The sequence below is a fragment of the Aminobacter sp. Y103A genome (genome assembly GCF_030294925.1).
GTDB classification, from domain to species: Bacteria; Pseudomonadota; Alphaproteobacteria; order Rhizobiales; family Rhizobiaceae; genus Aminobacter; species Aminobacter ciceronei.
The window spans coordinates 17,942-32,055 of sequence record NZ_AP017989.1 but is presented as its reverse complement, the minus strand read 5'-3'; the positions used below and the strand labels follow the sequence as shown (position 1 = coordinate 32,055).

Genomic DNA, 14,114 nt, shown 5'->3' with positions numbered 1-14,114 from the left:
CAATTAAGTTGAGATTCCATCACTGCTTTTGACAGTTAAATCGAGGATCAGCTGACAGGATCGTTTTCTGCATTTCACTGATCGATCAAGGCATCTTGTCCTCCTACAAGTCCGATGCCTCCTCAACGTCTTCAAGCTCAATTGTCGACTAAGATCGGCCTTTGCAGACCGGAGGCAATCACCGAATCGGCTCCGACGTCTATGCCGCACGGGTTTCCAGAGCAAGCGGCGGCGCCAACTCATGTATGCGTGCATTGGGACAAACCCGCCTGGCGATATTGCAAAGATGCTGGTGATGCGTCAGGTAGATTACCTGACCCACTTTCGCCATGTCGGCGAATAGCCGGAAGGCTTCCTCGGCACGGAAGTCGTCGAACGTCTCCATGATGTCGTCGGCGATGAAGGGAACAGGGGTGCGAGATTGGACGAACTCGTGGTACCCGGCCACTCTGAGCGCGAGATAGAGTTGGAAGCGCGTTCCCTTTGACATTTCCTGCGCCAGCTTGGAACTCCCATCAGCCCCGATGCCGATAAGTACTTCGGCGTCCTTGTCAGGCTGGGTCGCCAGACCAAGATAGGCGCCGCGGCTGATCACCTGAAAAGCCTCCGAGGCGCGAAGCATCATCGAACTGCGATGCTTGTCGCGGTAGAGGCGCAAGGCTTGCTCGGCCGCGACGATGCCGGCCCTAAGGCGGAAGTAGCTGAACGCCTTATCCTCGATTTCCAGGAGGACGGTGCGCCGTTGCTCTTCAAGAGCAGCCACGGCACTATCGCCGTCGACTGCATCCATCTCGTCGGACGCTTTGCTGTATGCCGTAAACAGCTCTCGTACGCGCCGATCCTGATCCTCAAACCGGGCCCTGAGTTCTACCTGCTCGGCCTCCAGCGCGGGCCGATCCGTGGCGTCAAGCATCGCTTCGACATCGGCCATGTCCTGAATTGATAGCGCCTCTCGGATTTCCCGTTCGATGGTATTGCAGCGCCGGCGCAAGTCTCTCCTTTGCTCGATCATGCGCAGCTTTTTCTCTACGTCCTGCAAGGAAGATACTCCGAACAGCTGCGTCATTTCAGATTTGCGTCGCTCGCAAACCGCGATTTCAGCCTCCAAGTCCCGGTTTTTGAGAATCTGACCCTCGAGGGCAAGGTGCTTGGATTCCCATTCTGCCTTTTTCGACCGGGCCTCTTCCACTCTGGCGGACATCAGCGCCCAGAGACCCAGCGCATTCACTACTGATCGCTCCAATCCCAGCTCTGCTGCCATGACGGCAAGTTCGCGCGAGAAGATAGCCTGATCATCCTCCATCTTGGCGATGCGATCTGCCAAGCCGGCTTGCCGTTGAGCGGCCGGGCCGAGTTCAGCAAGTCTGTCCATGACCTCCTTGACAGTCGCGAGGCTGGGGATAGTCCCTCCTGCGCCGAGCCAGCAGCTCTTGCAAACCTCGGCCCATGACGCGTCCCATTGCTCCTCGTCGGCAGATGCCGTTTCAAGGGTTGAGCGGCGGGAAGCCTCCTCCCGTTCGCAGCGTTCAAGCTGCTCTCTCAAGTTCTTGTGTTCGACTTCAAGATCAACGGCGGATTGGGCCGTAGCCAAGAGGGCTTCATAGGAGTCAGAGTGATCATGGGAAACGGCTGCCGCCGATAGTGCCGCCGATAGCCGGTTGCACCCCGCCGAGGCGTCCGCCTCCGCCTGGCGTAAGTCACCTTCCGCCTCCCTGAGCAATTTGGCCGTCGCGAGGACCAATTCGCGGCGTTGCAGCCACGCCTCAAGCCCCCTTAGTGTGATCTCGTCAGAAATAGTCGGAGCCATGATCCGAGCAGAGGCCAGAACGTCGGCCCTGATAGCTTTGCGTTTCGACTTCGCCGCGTTCAGCAGCTCCGCTGCGCTTTCTAATTCCGCTTCCACAACCGCGAGCCTCTGATGGTCTTGATTCAGCTTCGCCAGGTCGCTCATCTGTCCCAGCCGCGCGCTGGTGATCAGGTCGTCTTTTCGCAGCTCGACCTCAAACGCCGCCGCGGTCGATTCATCGAGCGCGTCACGATGTGTGGCCCATGCCGCTTCACGCGCGGATCGCGACGTCGCCGCCTCATGATCGGCCACAACGCCGGTGATATTCTTCAGTGCATCCAGTTCGGCACGTAAACGTCGCTGCTCACTCGTGAGACGCCCGTTATCATCGCTATGGCGATCGATCTCGGCTTCCGCTTTAGAGAGAGCTGATTTCCAGGCCTCCAGCTCAGAAGGTGCCGGCACTCGCATTTGCCGTACCTGATCAAGGTTTTCACCCCACGGTCGGAGTTCCGACATCTGCTGTGCCAGTGTTTCTTTAAGATCCACACGGGAGCGTTCCGCGACGCGGCGACGGGCTGCATGGTCGTTCTCTCGAAGAGCCGAGAGCTCCCTCGCCAGCGCCGCAATGGCTGTGCTGTTTGTGGCGGCAGCGGCTTCGCTCGACAGCTTGCTCTGCAACTCGATCAGTCGGCGGTTCGCCTCTTCGGCTTCGCGCTCCGCGTCTTGAAGTGTCGCGTCGATACCGGAACGGCGTTCAACGAGATGTCTGATGCTCCCAGAGATGCTACTTCCGAGCATCAGGCTGCTCAACTCGTGTTCTTCGGGACGCTCGAGAAGCCGCAGAATATTCGCAATTTCCCGGTCGACTTCCATCAATTGCAGGCGACGGTCCGGCAGATCCCTTTCAGCGGTGACATAACGGGCGTGCAACTCGCCGATAGCGTCCATCCTTTGTCCCAAGGTGAGCGCGACCGCGTCGAGGGCAATGGCATTGAGACCTTTCTCAAGCTCGGCCATGGACGCTTTCGCCGTCTCCCGCTTCACGGCAAGCTCGATGTCCTCCTGATGAAGTGCCGGCAGTTCGCTTCCCCACGAAGGCGGCGCTTCGGGAACATCTTGCAACTCAGCGAGACTGTCCCGGATGTCCCGCAATTCCGCCAGTCGTGGCAGTGCGGTCAGCAGATTCTTGATCTCGTCCAGCCGCAGCTGCGTGCGGGTTCGGTCAGCCATTGCTTCGTCATAGTGTGCCAGTGACCGCTCCTTGGTTTCCACCATCTGGTGATAATGGGTGGCGAGCGTGTCAATCTGCTCTTTTCGCCCCTTCAGATCGGAAAGCCGACTTTTTAAGTCGCCGATTTCACTGCTGCGGGCACGGAGTTTGAAAAGGCCGTCGGCCCGCGAACGCAATTCAACAAGTGTCCGACTTAGTGCGGCCAAACCTGTGCTTGCCGAAAACAGAAGCTGTCCGAGATCACCCTTGCTGGCCAGGATGCTCTCGCCGCCTTCCTCAAGGGTGTCATCGTCGAGTGAAAACATCGCGCAATAGACGTCGCGCTCAACTCCACCAAGCTCGCCGAGTATCAAATGTTCGCTGATCGGCTGATCACCCGGACCGAGCAGACTGTTTTGGGGCTTCTTGATCCGGACAAGCTCCCGGGCAACACCACTGATGTCCAATGCAGCCCCGATGCGCATCGTTGAGTATGGGTGGAGGAAATCATAGCGGCTGCGGGACTCGATGCCGAAGAGGAGGTCGAGGAATGCAGATAGGGCGGTCGATTTGCCCGCCTCGTTCGGACCGTAGATGATATGTAAATCTGGACGGCCCGGCTCCACGGGCCCGAAGTCGATGTGCTTGTCGGTGAATTTGCCGTAGCGGGTAAGGTCAAGCCGGTTGATACGCATCATGCTACCTCATCCTGCTTCCGACGTTGGAGCCGTGCGAGCACATCTTCGACCCCCTCCTGCGCGAGCAGGCGCAACGTGGCCCGAAACTCCTCCTGATCAGCACCGAAAGTACCTCTGCTTTCAGGTGGCAGATGACCACGAAGCTCCTCCCCAATATCGATGAGCGCGGCGTGGTAAGCTTCCGAGCCGATAATCTCGCTTCCGACAAGCTCTCGCAGTTCGACGAGTGGATCGCCGTTGGACCCATCTGCGGAAACGAGGTCGGTGCACTGGATCTCCACTTTCTCGATCCAGGTCCGGCCAATAACAGATGCCCTGTGCTCGGCTTCGGTCTTGACGAGGTCGGCATCGTTACGGAGCCGCCATGCAAGCGGCGTTCGTCCGGTGAAGGAGAGCCGGACCACAAGGTGATCGGAATTTGCAGCTTCCCGCGCGGCCCCCAGGTTGCCCGCTACCGTGGTCACCATGTGACGCCAATCTGCGATGCCGTCGAGGTCGATCACGACGCGCTCGAATTGGGCGATGCTGGTGAACCTTTCCTCAATGTGGACGGTTCGGTCATCAGCGATCGTAACTAGACTCACCGATTTCGGACCAGATTCGTTGATGTCGCGCCCCTGGGGCATGCCAGGCATCACGATCGTGCAGCGTCCGTTACTGATTGATCGCTTGTGAATGTGACCGAGCGCCCAATAGTCGAACTCTGTCGCCTCCAGATCCGAGACGTCGCAGGGTGCGTAGGGATCGTGCCCCCGCGTTCCTGCGAGGCTGGTGTGCAGAAGACCGATGTTAACAGCGCCCTCGATCCGTGGTTTGTACTTTCCCACCAGATTTTCGGGACACTGGGCCTGCGCAAAGCTAAGCCCGTGAATAACCACAGGAGTCGCTTGATCCAATTCGAGCGAGATAGCCTCCGGGCGCCCACCGTAGACTTTTACGGTTTCCGGGTACGTCAGTTCTCTGGTGATCTTCGACAACGCATCGTGGTTGCCTCGGATGATGAACACCCGCACTCCGGCTTGGTCCAGTCGGCGGATTTGCTCGGAAAGGAACCGCGCAGTTTTCATGGAGGTCTGATCGCCATCGTAGAGATCACCCGCGAGAAGAAGCGCGTTGACCTGCTCTGATAGGCAGAGATCGACGATATTGACAAAAGCACGCCGCGTCGCGTTGCCAATCAGTTCGCCTAGTTCCGGGTTGCGCAGCGCCAGCGACCGAAGAGGCGAATCCAGGTGAACGTCCGCCGTATGAACAAATCGAAAAGCCATGCCCTCACCTTTTGCCTTCGCGTGAGAAGGCTTTGATTCCCCGAAACAGATACTGGGCTGCGCTTAGGTGTCTGCCTAGGCTGCCAATCCCTCGGGATTTCAGGTTTCCACAGGCTAATGACAGAATCTGTCACCAGGCGGGGATCGTGTAGTTCCCGCGGTTCAAAGCTGTTTAGGAAATTGCATTCTATGGAAGCGAGGGAAAGTCAGAGCGCTGGTGCGTCTCGACCATTCTGCGAAGGGCCTCCGGCGCCACGACCTCAACCTTGTCTCCCCACATATAGAGGTGCCAGCACATCTCCATATGACCGGACGCCCAGAAACGCACGATCAGTGAACCGTCGGATTGATCCTCCAGGATCTGAGCCGGATGGAACAGGAAAGTTCGTGCATGCAGCGCTGCGTCAGGCTTGAACTTCCAGATGACTTCGCCAAACTCACTGTCGTTCTGAAAAGCTCCGAACGCCTTGCGCGCATGCGCATGAATGTCGAAGCCTGGATCACGTTCGAAGACCTCGCCGGTCAGTTCCGCGTGTTCGATCTTCTCAGCCACGAAGTGCCTGAGTGGACCCGCGCGATCAGTTGTTGGCCTGGCCACCAGATAGCGTCGGATTCCGATCAACACTCCATAAGGTTCGACCACCCGCTCGGTGGATGTAGCTGACCCGCGGGACTGGTAGACGATCTTCAACCGCTGCGACCCCTTGAGCGCCGTTGCTATGGTCGAACCCACGTGTGGCGCCAGCCTTGTCGTAGGCCCCGGGCGGGCTGCGAGACCCTGCGCCTCAAGCAATGCTTCGTGGTCAGTTTCCAGACGTGCGATCCGATTGCCCGGCACCAGCGCCAGTATTTTTTCTCGCAAAGAACGGAGGTGCTCGGCCTCCAGACCTTGAGCATTCCGTTCCAGTGTCTCAATCGAGAGATCCAGCGCCGCCAGTTCATCGGGAGTGAGCGTGAGCAGATCGCGCAGAGCTCCCGTCTGTAACCGCCAACGCTTACGCCCATCGTCTTCGAAGCTGGGTTCGGTATCGGGAAATTGAACTTCGAGCGTATGCAGCATCCGCTGCGCGGTGCGTTTGGATACGCGAAACCGCTCCCCGACGTCATCAACTGTCACGCCCATTCTTCGGGCTGCAACATACGTTGCAAGCTCAATCAGCTGCTGCGCCTTCTCAAATGACATCGATCTTCACCAATCCGGGTGACAGCTATTGTCACGATCAGTGCTTACGGTTCTATTATGAGTTGGGTGGGGGAGTGAAATGAAACTGGAAGGCTCGGAGATTTTGCTTTCCGCATCGGACCTGATGCGGTTCATGGGCTGTATTCATGCGACCGCGATGGATCTCAGATACGCGAAGGGGGAACCTCTTTTCCCCGCCGAGGACACGGAGGATGCCAAGATCCTCCAGAAGCAGGGCGACGCTCACGAAGCGAAGTTTCTTGCCAAGCTGCGTGCAGAAGGCCATCGCGTTATCGAGTTCGGCCGCGACCGGGATTTGCCAGCCGCTGCCAAGGAAACGCGTGCGGCGCTGTTTGCCGGCGCGGATGTCCTCTTCCAGGGCGCGTTTTTCGGGCTGCCCTGGGGCGGGTGGTCCGATTTTCTCATCAAGGTCGATAAGCCCTCGTTGCTGGGCGCCTATTCCTATGAGGTCATTGATACCAAGCTGAAACGGAAGCCGGACCCGAAACACATTCTGCAGCTTGTGCTGTATTCGGATCTTTTGGCTAAGGCTCAGGGTCTTCAACCGGAATATGCCCACATTGAGCTGGGGAACGGTGAGCGTTTCTCCTTCAGGCTATTGGACTATGCGGCATATGCTCGTCATGCACGATCCCGGCTGGAACGCTTTGTAGCCGATCCGCCCGCGACCTCTCCCGATCCGGTGAAGATGTGCGACCTGTGCCGCTGGCGCGAGGTTTGCCAGACGCATTGGGAGGAGTCGGACAGCCTTGCCCTTGTGGCTGGCATCTCCAGGAACCAGCGGAGCAAGCTGATTGCAGCTGGCGTGACGACAATGGCTGCCCTCGGGCAGCACAATGAAGGAGTCCCGAAGCTAGCGGAGACGACGCTGAGCAGGTTGCGAACCCAGGCTCGTCTGCAGACAGCGCGGCGGGCCGGAGGGCGGCCTTCGTTCGAGCTTAAGCCGTTCGACCCTAGCCGGGGCCTGGCTCTGCTTCCGAAGCCCGATGCAGGAGACCTGTTCTATGACATCGAAGGCGACCCCTTCTACGAGAACGGGCTGGAATATCTCCATGGGGTCTGGTTCGACAGTGGAGGCAGTGGAGAATTTCGAGATTTCTGGGCGCACAATCGCACGGAAGAGAAAGAGGCGCTGCGGCAGCTGATGGTCTTCTTCGAGGACCGTCTGAAGCGGTTCACGAGAGCACACATCTATCACTACGCCGCGTATGAGGTTTCGGCCCTGCGCCAGCTCACCAGCAGTCATGGCGTAGGCGAGGCGCTGCTGGATCAGATGCTCAGGGAGAACAGGTTCGTCGATCTCTACAGCGTGGTCTCGGCAGGTCTGATTGCGTCGGAACCGCGCTACTCGCTCAAGAATCTGGAAGCTTTCTACATGGAAGCACGCACCGGGGAGGTGAAGACTGCCGGTGGCAGCGTAGTCGCCTATGAAAAATGGCGCGAGACGGGCGACCAAAGCATTCTCGATGAAATCCGCGACTACAACCGGGTTGACTGCATCTCCACGCAGCTGCTCCGCGACTGGTTAATAGCCGAGGTGCGTCCCCCAAACATGGAATGGCGGGATCGAGGAGGGGCGGACGAAGGCGCCGGCTGTAATCTTGGGAGAGTTGCTGCCGAGCAAGCAGCCGCGGACGAACTGCGGGAAAGGCTGCAGCCAGTTCGTGCGCAACTAGGGGATCGGCTGGCCGACTTGCTGTTTGATCTGAGCTACTTCCACCCGCGAGAAAAGAAGCCGGCCTGGTGGTCGATCTTTGACAAGATAGGGAGGGAGGCGGATGAACTGGTGGATGATCTCGACTGCCTCGGCGGGCTGGAAGCTGTTTCGGCAACGTCCGTTGCCGGCAGCTACTGGCAGCGCACCTATGAGTTTCCGGCACAGGAGACGAAGATCGACGTGGGAGATTGTCATATCGAGGTGGACGGCCTGCCGTCTTCCGCGAAGCTGATCGAGATCGATCGAACTCGCAATCGCGCGGTCGTGCAGTTTTCAATGAACCGCTACGATGATGCACCCGAATCGACGTGCCTGGTTCCTGCAGGACCGCTGGATACCCGGACCATCGAAGGCGCCATTCAACGCGCGGTGGCCTCAATCGTTCGGGATGATCGGCAGTTCCCGGCAATCCTGGATTTCTTGCAGCGTTGCAGACCTCGCTTTCTGAGCCATGGTAGACAGCCGAACATCATCGATCCGTCTTCAGACGTCGTTCCGGAAGTCATCACTGCGGTCGGTGACCTCGATCGCAGTACAGTGGCCGTCCAGGGACCACCAGGCACTGGAAAGACTTACGTCAGTTCATGCGCTATCCTGGATTTGGTCAAGCGAGGGAAGCGGATTGCAGTCGCCTCCAACAGCCACAAGGCCATCGACAATCTGCTGTGTGCGGTGGTCGATAGAGCCAACGAAGCCGGCACATCGGTCGCCATAGCAAAGAAGGGGGGAGACGGCTTCGACGATCCGTATGGCTCCATCTACGTCACGTCCAAAAATGAAGACAGTCAGTTGATCACGGCCTCAGTGGTGGGCGGGACGGCTTGGCTGCTCTCGAGGCCAGAATTCCAACAGGCTTTCGACTATCTGTTTGTCGACGAGGCTGGCCAGGTTTCGGTGGCGAACATCGTTGCGATGGGCACCTGTGCCAAAAACATCGTGCTGGTTGGCGATCCTATGCAGTTGCCTCAGCCGATTCAGGGTGCGCATCCTGGAGAAAGTGGGCTGTCGTCGCTCGAGTATCTGCTCGCCGGGCATAACGCTGTTCCGGCCGACATGGGCATTTTCTTGCCAATATCACGCCGGATGCATCCCGATGTGTGCCGGTTCATCTCCGACATCATTTATGAGAGCCGGCTCGCCTCAGATGAAGGCGCCGCCAGACAAGCGATCATCTCAGATGCCAATCGATCCTCAGGTGTTCACTTTGTGGAAGTTCAGCACACTGGTAACAGACAGGTCGCTGTCGAGGAAATCGATGCTATCCGCCGCGAAATGGATCGCCTCATTGGAGTCAGGTTCCGCGATCGTGATGGCAAAGAAAGAAGCCTGACGCTTCAAGACATCCTGATCGTTGCGCCTTACAACGCGCAGGTGAACGCCCTGAGAAGATCGCTTCCTCCTGGTTCCCGGATCGGAACCGTCGACAAGTTCCAAGGCCAGGAAGCTCCTGTCTGCATGGTATCCATGACCACTTCGTCGGCGGATGAAATCCCGCGCGGGGTCGATTTCCTCTTCAGCCTCAATCGGATCAACGTCGCGGTATCGCGGGCACAGGTGCTTGCCTTGGTTTTTGCGAACCCACGGCTCCTGGAGGTCCACTGCCACAACGTTCACGAGATGCGGCTCGTAAGCATGCTTTGCTCCCTGCGGGAATACAGCGGGAGTCACATGGATTCAGGCCCCCCAGTTACCTCGAAAGAGCGAGCGGCATGACAGGAAATGGCACCCCCCTCTCCTATCTTCCAGGGGACTAAGGAGGGAGGAGAGATCAATGTATACGCGCCATGCAGAAACCCGCTGCCAGCAGCGGGGGATCAAGCCGGAAGTCATCGACGCGATCCTTGCCTATGGGCGCCGCAAGCGGCGCTTTGGTGCCGACGTATATTTCATGGACGGCAAGGCTCGATCTCGCGCCATGGCCGAGCTCGGGCGGAGCTATGCTAAGGTGTCCGACCGCCTCAACACTTATCTTGTCATCAGCGATGATGGTCAGATGATTACCGCGGGAAAGCGATTGGGCCGGCTGAAATTCTGAATTGGAGTTTGTAGATGAACCCGCAGCCCACGCCTGAAATTCTCCCGCGCCTTTACGAACGTGACATCGACGTGTTGTTGCAGGAGGAACTTCTATTCAACTCGGGCGTCCAAAATCTATTCACACGTGCGCTGGATTTGTATGGTTTCGTGCGATTTGTCGATTGCCGCTTATCGGTGTTTGACCAATCCGGTGAAACCGATGTGCTGACAGCAATTGAGATGGACGGGCAAAAAGGGGTCCTTCTGATCGAGAACAAGATAGATGCCTCTTTCCAACCTCGCCAAGCGGAACGTTATCGGGAAAGAACCCAGGCGTTGGAAAGCTCCCACGGTTTCGCCCGCTGTGTGCTTGTAGCGCCCGAGTCCTACGTTGGAAGTCTAAACCCTTCCGTCTCCGCATTTGATGCCAGTGTCTCTTACGAAGAAATCGCCGCAGCAATCGAGCAGGAGGGTACCTCCCGGGCACTGCACCGAGCATCTCTGATCAAGCGAGCCATCGAAAGAGCCCGATCCTCGTATATTCTTGTCGAAGCGCCTGCAGTGACATCACTGTGGGAGCGTATTTACCGTATTGCGAGCAGTGAATTTCCTGCCTTGGAAATGAAACCTCCGAGCGGGAAGGGAAGCAATTCAAGCTGGGTCATCTTCAAAGGCGCTCTCCCGCCGAAAGTGACAATCGATTGGAAGATCAAGAAGGCCACAGTTGATCTGTCGTTCTGGCCTGGTGCTTCGGCTCGCGCTATTGAGGACGCTGAACTGACGCCAGACGCAAGGACCAAGCTGCGCAACGCGGTGCTTCGGACGCTGGGCTCCACGAGAGTGCTGACCATGCCCGTTTCGCACGCTCCGTCGGATTTCAGCCGCATCACTGATGAGGGAATTAGAGAAGCTTTGACAGCCGCAACTTTGTTGCTCGATTTCCTTCTGCAACGAGAAGCAAACGTCATCGCAACTGGAAGATAAAATGGTCCCCGTTTCTAGCATTTATCCCGTGCCGATTCAGAATCTCCCTATCAGCACTCAAACTTGGGAAGATTTGGTTGACTGCAATCGCCGGGCCCTTGAACCTGGGCTGTCGTCGGCTGGCGTTTTCGCCCCCCGGAATCGGTCCAGAATACGAACCTGGTGGAAAGCCGGCGTTCGCCCAATCGCACATGTCGACCCAAAACGGGCGCTGGGTGGGTCCGCTCGCGAGACATTGGCGATGCTGAACTCTCGACATCGCGGCATTGATTGCGGGCTCTCTGGAGCCCGTAGGCATTTGGCTTTCATTCTCCAAGCCGTCCCGCTTATTGTGCAACTGACAGCGCCGCGCTGAAGAACGCAATCGCACGACAGTTATCAATCTCTTGACCGGAACTGACGGCGGTTAAATGTACAGAAAATACTCTAGGGAAGGGCAGCTTGGGGATGACGATTAACTACCAGGATCAAGTCGAACGGGTTTCGCAAGAGACCCTCGACGTATTCGAGACTATTTCTTCAGCCGTCCAGTCGCAGCTCGGCGAGCCGTACTCCACTGGTCCAACCGCACTCGCAAGCGTAAATACCTTTACATCGGGGGAAGCGGTCAAGTCCCTCAGCAATATCGACAGCGCGCGCCGTCGAAGTCTTGAAGTTCTCGCCAAGGAGCCGGCGATCGCGCGCGTTGTTGCTCGCCGAACGGATGGCGCCGCTGTCATCTACTATATCTGCCGCGACACGCCGGCTGCGAATCCCGGCGGGGGCAAGTTTCTAGCCGGGCGCAACTCGCCTGCGGGCCGGCTCGCATCGCTCGACGTTGGCGACGATTTCGACATCAGGACCCCCGGCGGCGTCCAATCGGTGGAGATCGTCGAGAAGGCGCTTTTCCACCCGCAGCGACGTGATAGTCGATGGGACTCGCGCAATTCGATCCTAGAAGGCGAAGCATACGGCCCGATCACAGTCGTCTCTCTGCTTGACGCCCTAGCGGTGCATGTCGCGTTGGAGGATGATAGTACACTGCTCGACAGCATCCTAGCCGACGACGAGAAAGCGACCAATGTCATCAACGGCATCCGACGTAGCGTCATCACAAAGATGGGGCTGCGCGACCAGCCAATTCTGGATCGCTATCAGGATGAAATCTTCCGGCTCCCGCTTAGCAGCCAGCTACTGATAATCGGTCCGCCCGGAACCGGAAAGACGACCACTCTCATCCGTCGTTTGGGACAGAAGCTCGATCGCGAATTCCTCGATAATGACGAGAGGCGCCTAGCCGATAGCAGCCGCGTGGATAGCGGTCCCGAACATGCTGACAGTTGGCTAATGTTCACACCTACGGACCTGCTCAAGCAATATCTCAAAGAAGCCTTCGCGCGCGAGAACATTGCGGCTCCCGATCAGAAGATTGCCACCTGGTCGGGTTTCCGGCAGCGCCTGGCGCGAAACAGGTTTCGTATCCTTAAGGCGTCGGACGGAGGGGGGCCATTCATCATGAAGGAAGGCGAAACCTTCCTTCAGCCGGAGCTGCTCGGCCGGCAGACCGCCTGGTACGAGGATTTCGAGAACTGGCAGGGCGGCGACTTCTGGGAGGAGTTGCGCGTGGCGGCCGAACTTCTAGAAAAAACTGCTGTGGCGGAAGCGGCGCGGCTTGGGCGGACGCTAGGAACGGTGGTTGCCGAAGCGCCTGCCGTTTCCCTGTCACGCGCTCTGCTCGACCTCATCGGCGCTTCTGCGGATGTCGAAGGTCTGCTGACAAGCATGAAGGAAGAGACAGACGCCGTGCTGCGGCGCAGCCTCAATCTGCAGGTCAACCGAAATCACCAGTTTCTCGAAGAGTTGGCGGCATTCCTTGACGGGCTGAGTGCTGCCGATGAGGACGCGGAGGAACAGGATGGCGAGGACGAAGAAGAATTACAGGCGCCGCGAACTCGTATGGCAGCGGCGGCTTCGGGCTATTTACGAAATCTGCGGAACCAGGCGCGCGCGCGTTCAGGCAGACGAGCAATGGGCCGGACCAGCCGTGCAGCCCGAATTGCGGATTGGATTGGGGATCGAAGCCTCCCTGACGCCGATCTTCGCCAGGTTGGTGAGAGCCTTCAAATTCAGGCGGCGCTGCGGAAGTTTACTAATCCTATAAGGCGATACCTGAACGGGGTACCGGCGCGGTATCGCCGCTTCCGGCGCGCCCGGCAGCCACAAGGCATCTGGTACATTGGAAGTGCGATCCCGGCGAACGATGTCGACCCGCAGGAGGTCGACGTCATGCTGCTTTGCACGATGCGTGCCGCTTCCGCCCTGGTGCGGGACCGCACCATTCGACGAAACATCGACGATCCGCCTTATGCCGTTTTGAAGAATTTCCAGGGCATTGTACGCAACCAGATTATGGTCGACGAAGCCACCGACTTCTCACCCATAACCCTTGCTTGCATGGGCGCGCTCAGCAGCCCCACGATCCAGTCGTTCTTCGCCTGCGGCGATTTCAATCAGCGTATCACCCCGTGGGGCAGCCGAACCACGGATGACATGCGCTGGGCCTTTCCCAAGATCGACGTCAGGCCGATCCAGGTCACGTACCGGCACACGCGCCAGCTCAATCGTTTGGCGAAGGAAATTGTGCGGCTGTGTTCTGGGGAAACGGTTGAGGTGGCCCTCCCTAAAAATGTAGACAACGATGGATGGCCGCCGGTTCTTGGCGTCGATCTCGCGCACCGTGATGACATCGTCGACTGGCTGACAAGCCGGATTACCGAGATCGAACGATTGACCAAACCCCTGCCTTCGGTCGCGATTCTGGTCAATAATGAAGCCGATGTCGGCCCCCTTGCCGACAGCCTTAAGGCCGCGCTGGCTGATGAAAACCTGAACGTGGTCGCCTGCTACAAGGGGCAGTTTGTCGGCCATGACAATGACATCAGGGTATTCGATGTCCAGCACATCAAAGGGCTAGAGTTTGAAGCCGTGTTCTTTGTCGGGATCGACACGTTGGCAACATTGCGGCCGGAGCTTTTCGATAAGTACCTATATGTGGGTGCCACCCGCGCCGCCACCTACCTGGGGCTGACATGTGTCGGAAGTGAATTGCCGCAAAAGATTTATTCGCTACGTGGAGATTTTATCGCGCATTGGAAAAACTGAACCGCGCGAACGATCGTCCGCCTAGGGCAGAAAAAGTTTGCGCACCGCCCAAACGGAATCAGCTCGAGGGCGTTCGCTTTCATCGAT

At 58.0% G+C, this 14,114-nt stretch carries 7 protein-coding genes; 4 read left to right on the top strand and 3 right to left on the bottom strand.

Annotation, left to right across the window (positions count from 1 at the left end; genetic code table 11):
- Nucleotides 1–199: 199 nt before the first annotated feature.
- The 3 genes from Amn_RS31450 to Amn_RS31440 form a co-directional block, all read right to left on the bottom strand.
- Nucleotides 200–3,697, bottom strand: coding sequence for an AAA family ATPase (locus Amn_RS31450; RefSeq protein ID WP_286299869.1), 3,498 nt, complete (start codon nt 3,695–3,697; stop codon nt 200–202).
- A complete protein-coding gene (locus Amn_RS31445) occupies nt 3,694–4,965 on the bottom strand; it encodes a metallophosphoesterase family protein (RefSeq protein WP_286299867.1) in 1,272 nt (423 codons plus the stop codon). The genes Amn_RS31450 and Amn_RS31445 overlap by 4 nt, the downstream gene beginning before the upstream one ends.
- A 187-nt stretch (nt 4,966–5,152) precedes the next feature.
- Complete coding sequence (locus tag Amn_RS31440) at nt 5,153–6,148, bottom strand: helix-turn-helix transcriptional regulator (RefSeq protein ID WP_127386581.1); 996 nt, start codon at nt 6,146–6,148, stop codon at nt 5,153–5,155.
- Between the two features lie 79 nt (nt 6,149–6,227).
- On the opposite strand from Amn_RS31440, the gene Amn_RS31435 reads away from it, so the two are divergent.
- The 4 genes from Amn_RS31435 to Amn_RS31420 all read left to right on the top strand — a co-directional run bounded on the left by Amn_RS31435 (nt 6,228) and on the right by Amn_RS31420 (nt 14,027).
- Nucleotides 6,228–9,599 carry a TM0106 family RecB-like putative nuclease gene (locus tag Amn_RS31435; protein WP_286299849.1) on the top strand — a complete coding sequence of 1,124 codons (3,372 nt, stop codon included), beginning with the start codon at nt 6,228–6,230 and terminating at the stop codon, nt 9,597–9,599.
- A 58-nt stretch (nt 9,600–9,657) separates the two neighbouring features.
- Nucleotides 9,658–9,921 (top strand): DUF4258 domain-containing protein, encoded by a 264-nt coding sequence (locus Amn_RS31430; RefSeq protein WP_214473384.1) that lies wholly within the window; start codon nt 9,658–9,660, stop codon nt 9,919–9,921.
- Nucleotides 9,922–9,935: 14 nt separating this feature from the next.
- The gene (locus tag Amn_RS31425; protein WP_286299839.1) at nt 9,936–10,886 is read left to right on the top strand and encodes a PDDEXK-like family protein; all 951 of its coding nucleotides are present in this window, start codon (nt 9,936–9,938) and stop codon (nt 10,884–10,886) included.
- A gap of 447 nt (nt 10,887–11,333) precedes the next feature.
- Complete coding sequence (locus Amn_RS31420) at nt 11,334–14,027, top strand: ATP-binding domain-containing protein (protein WP_286299838.1); 2,694 nt, start codon at nt 11,334–11,336, stop codon at nt 14,025–14,027.
- Nucleotides 14,028–14,114 lie beyond the last annotated feature (87 nt).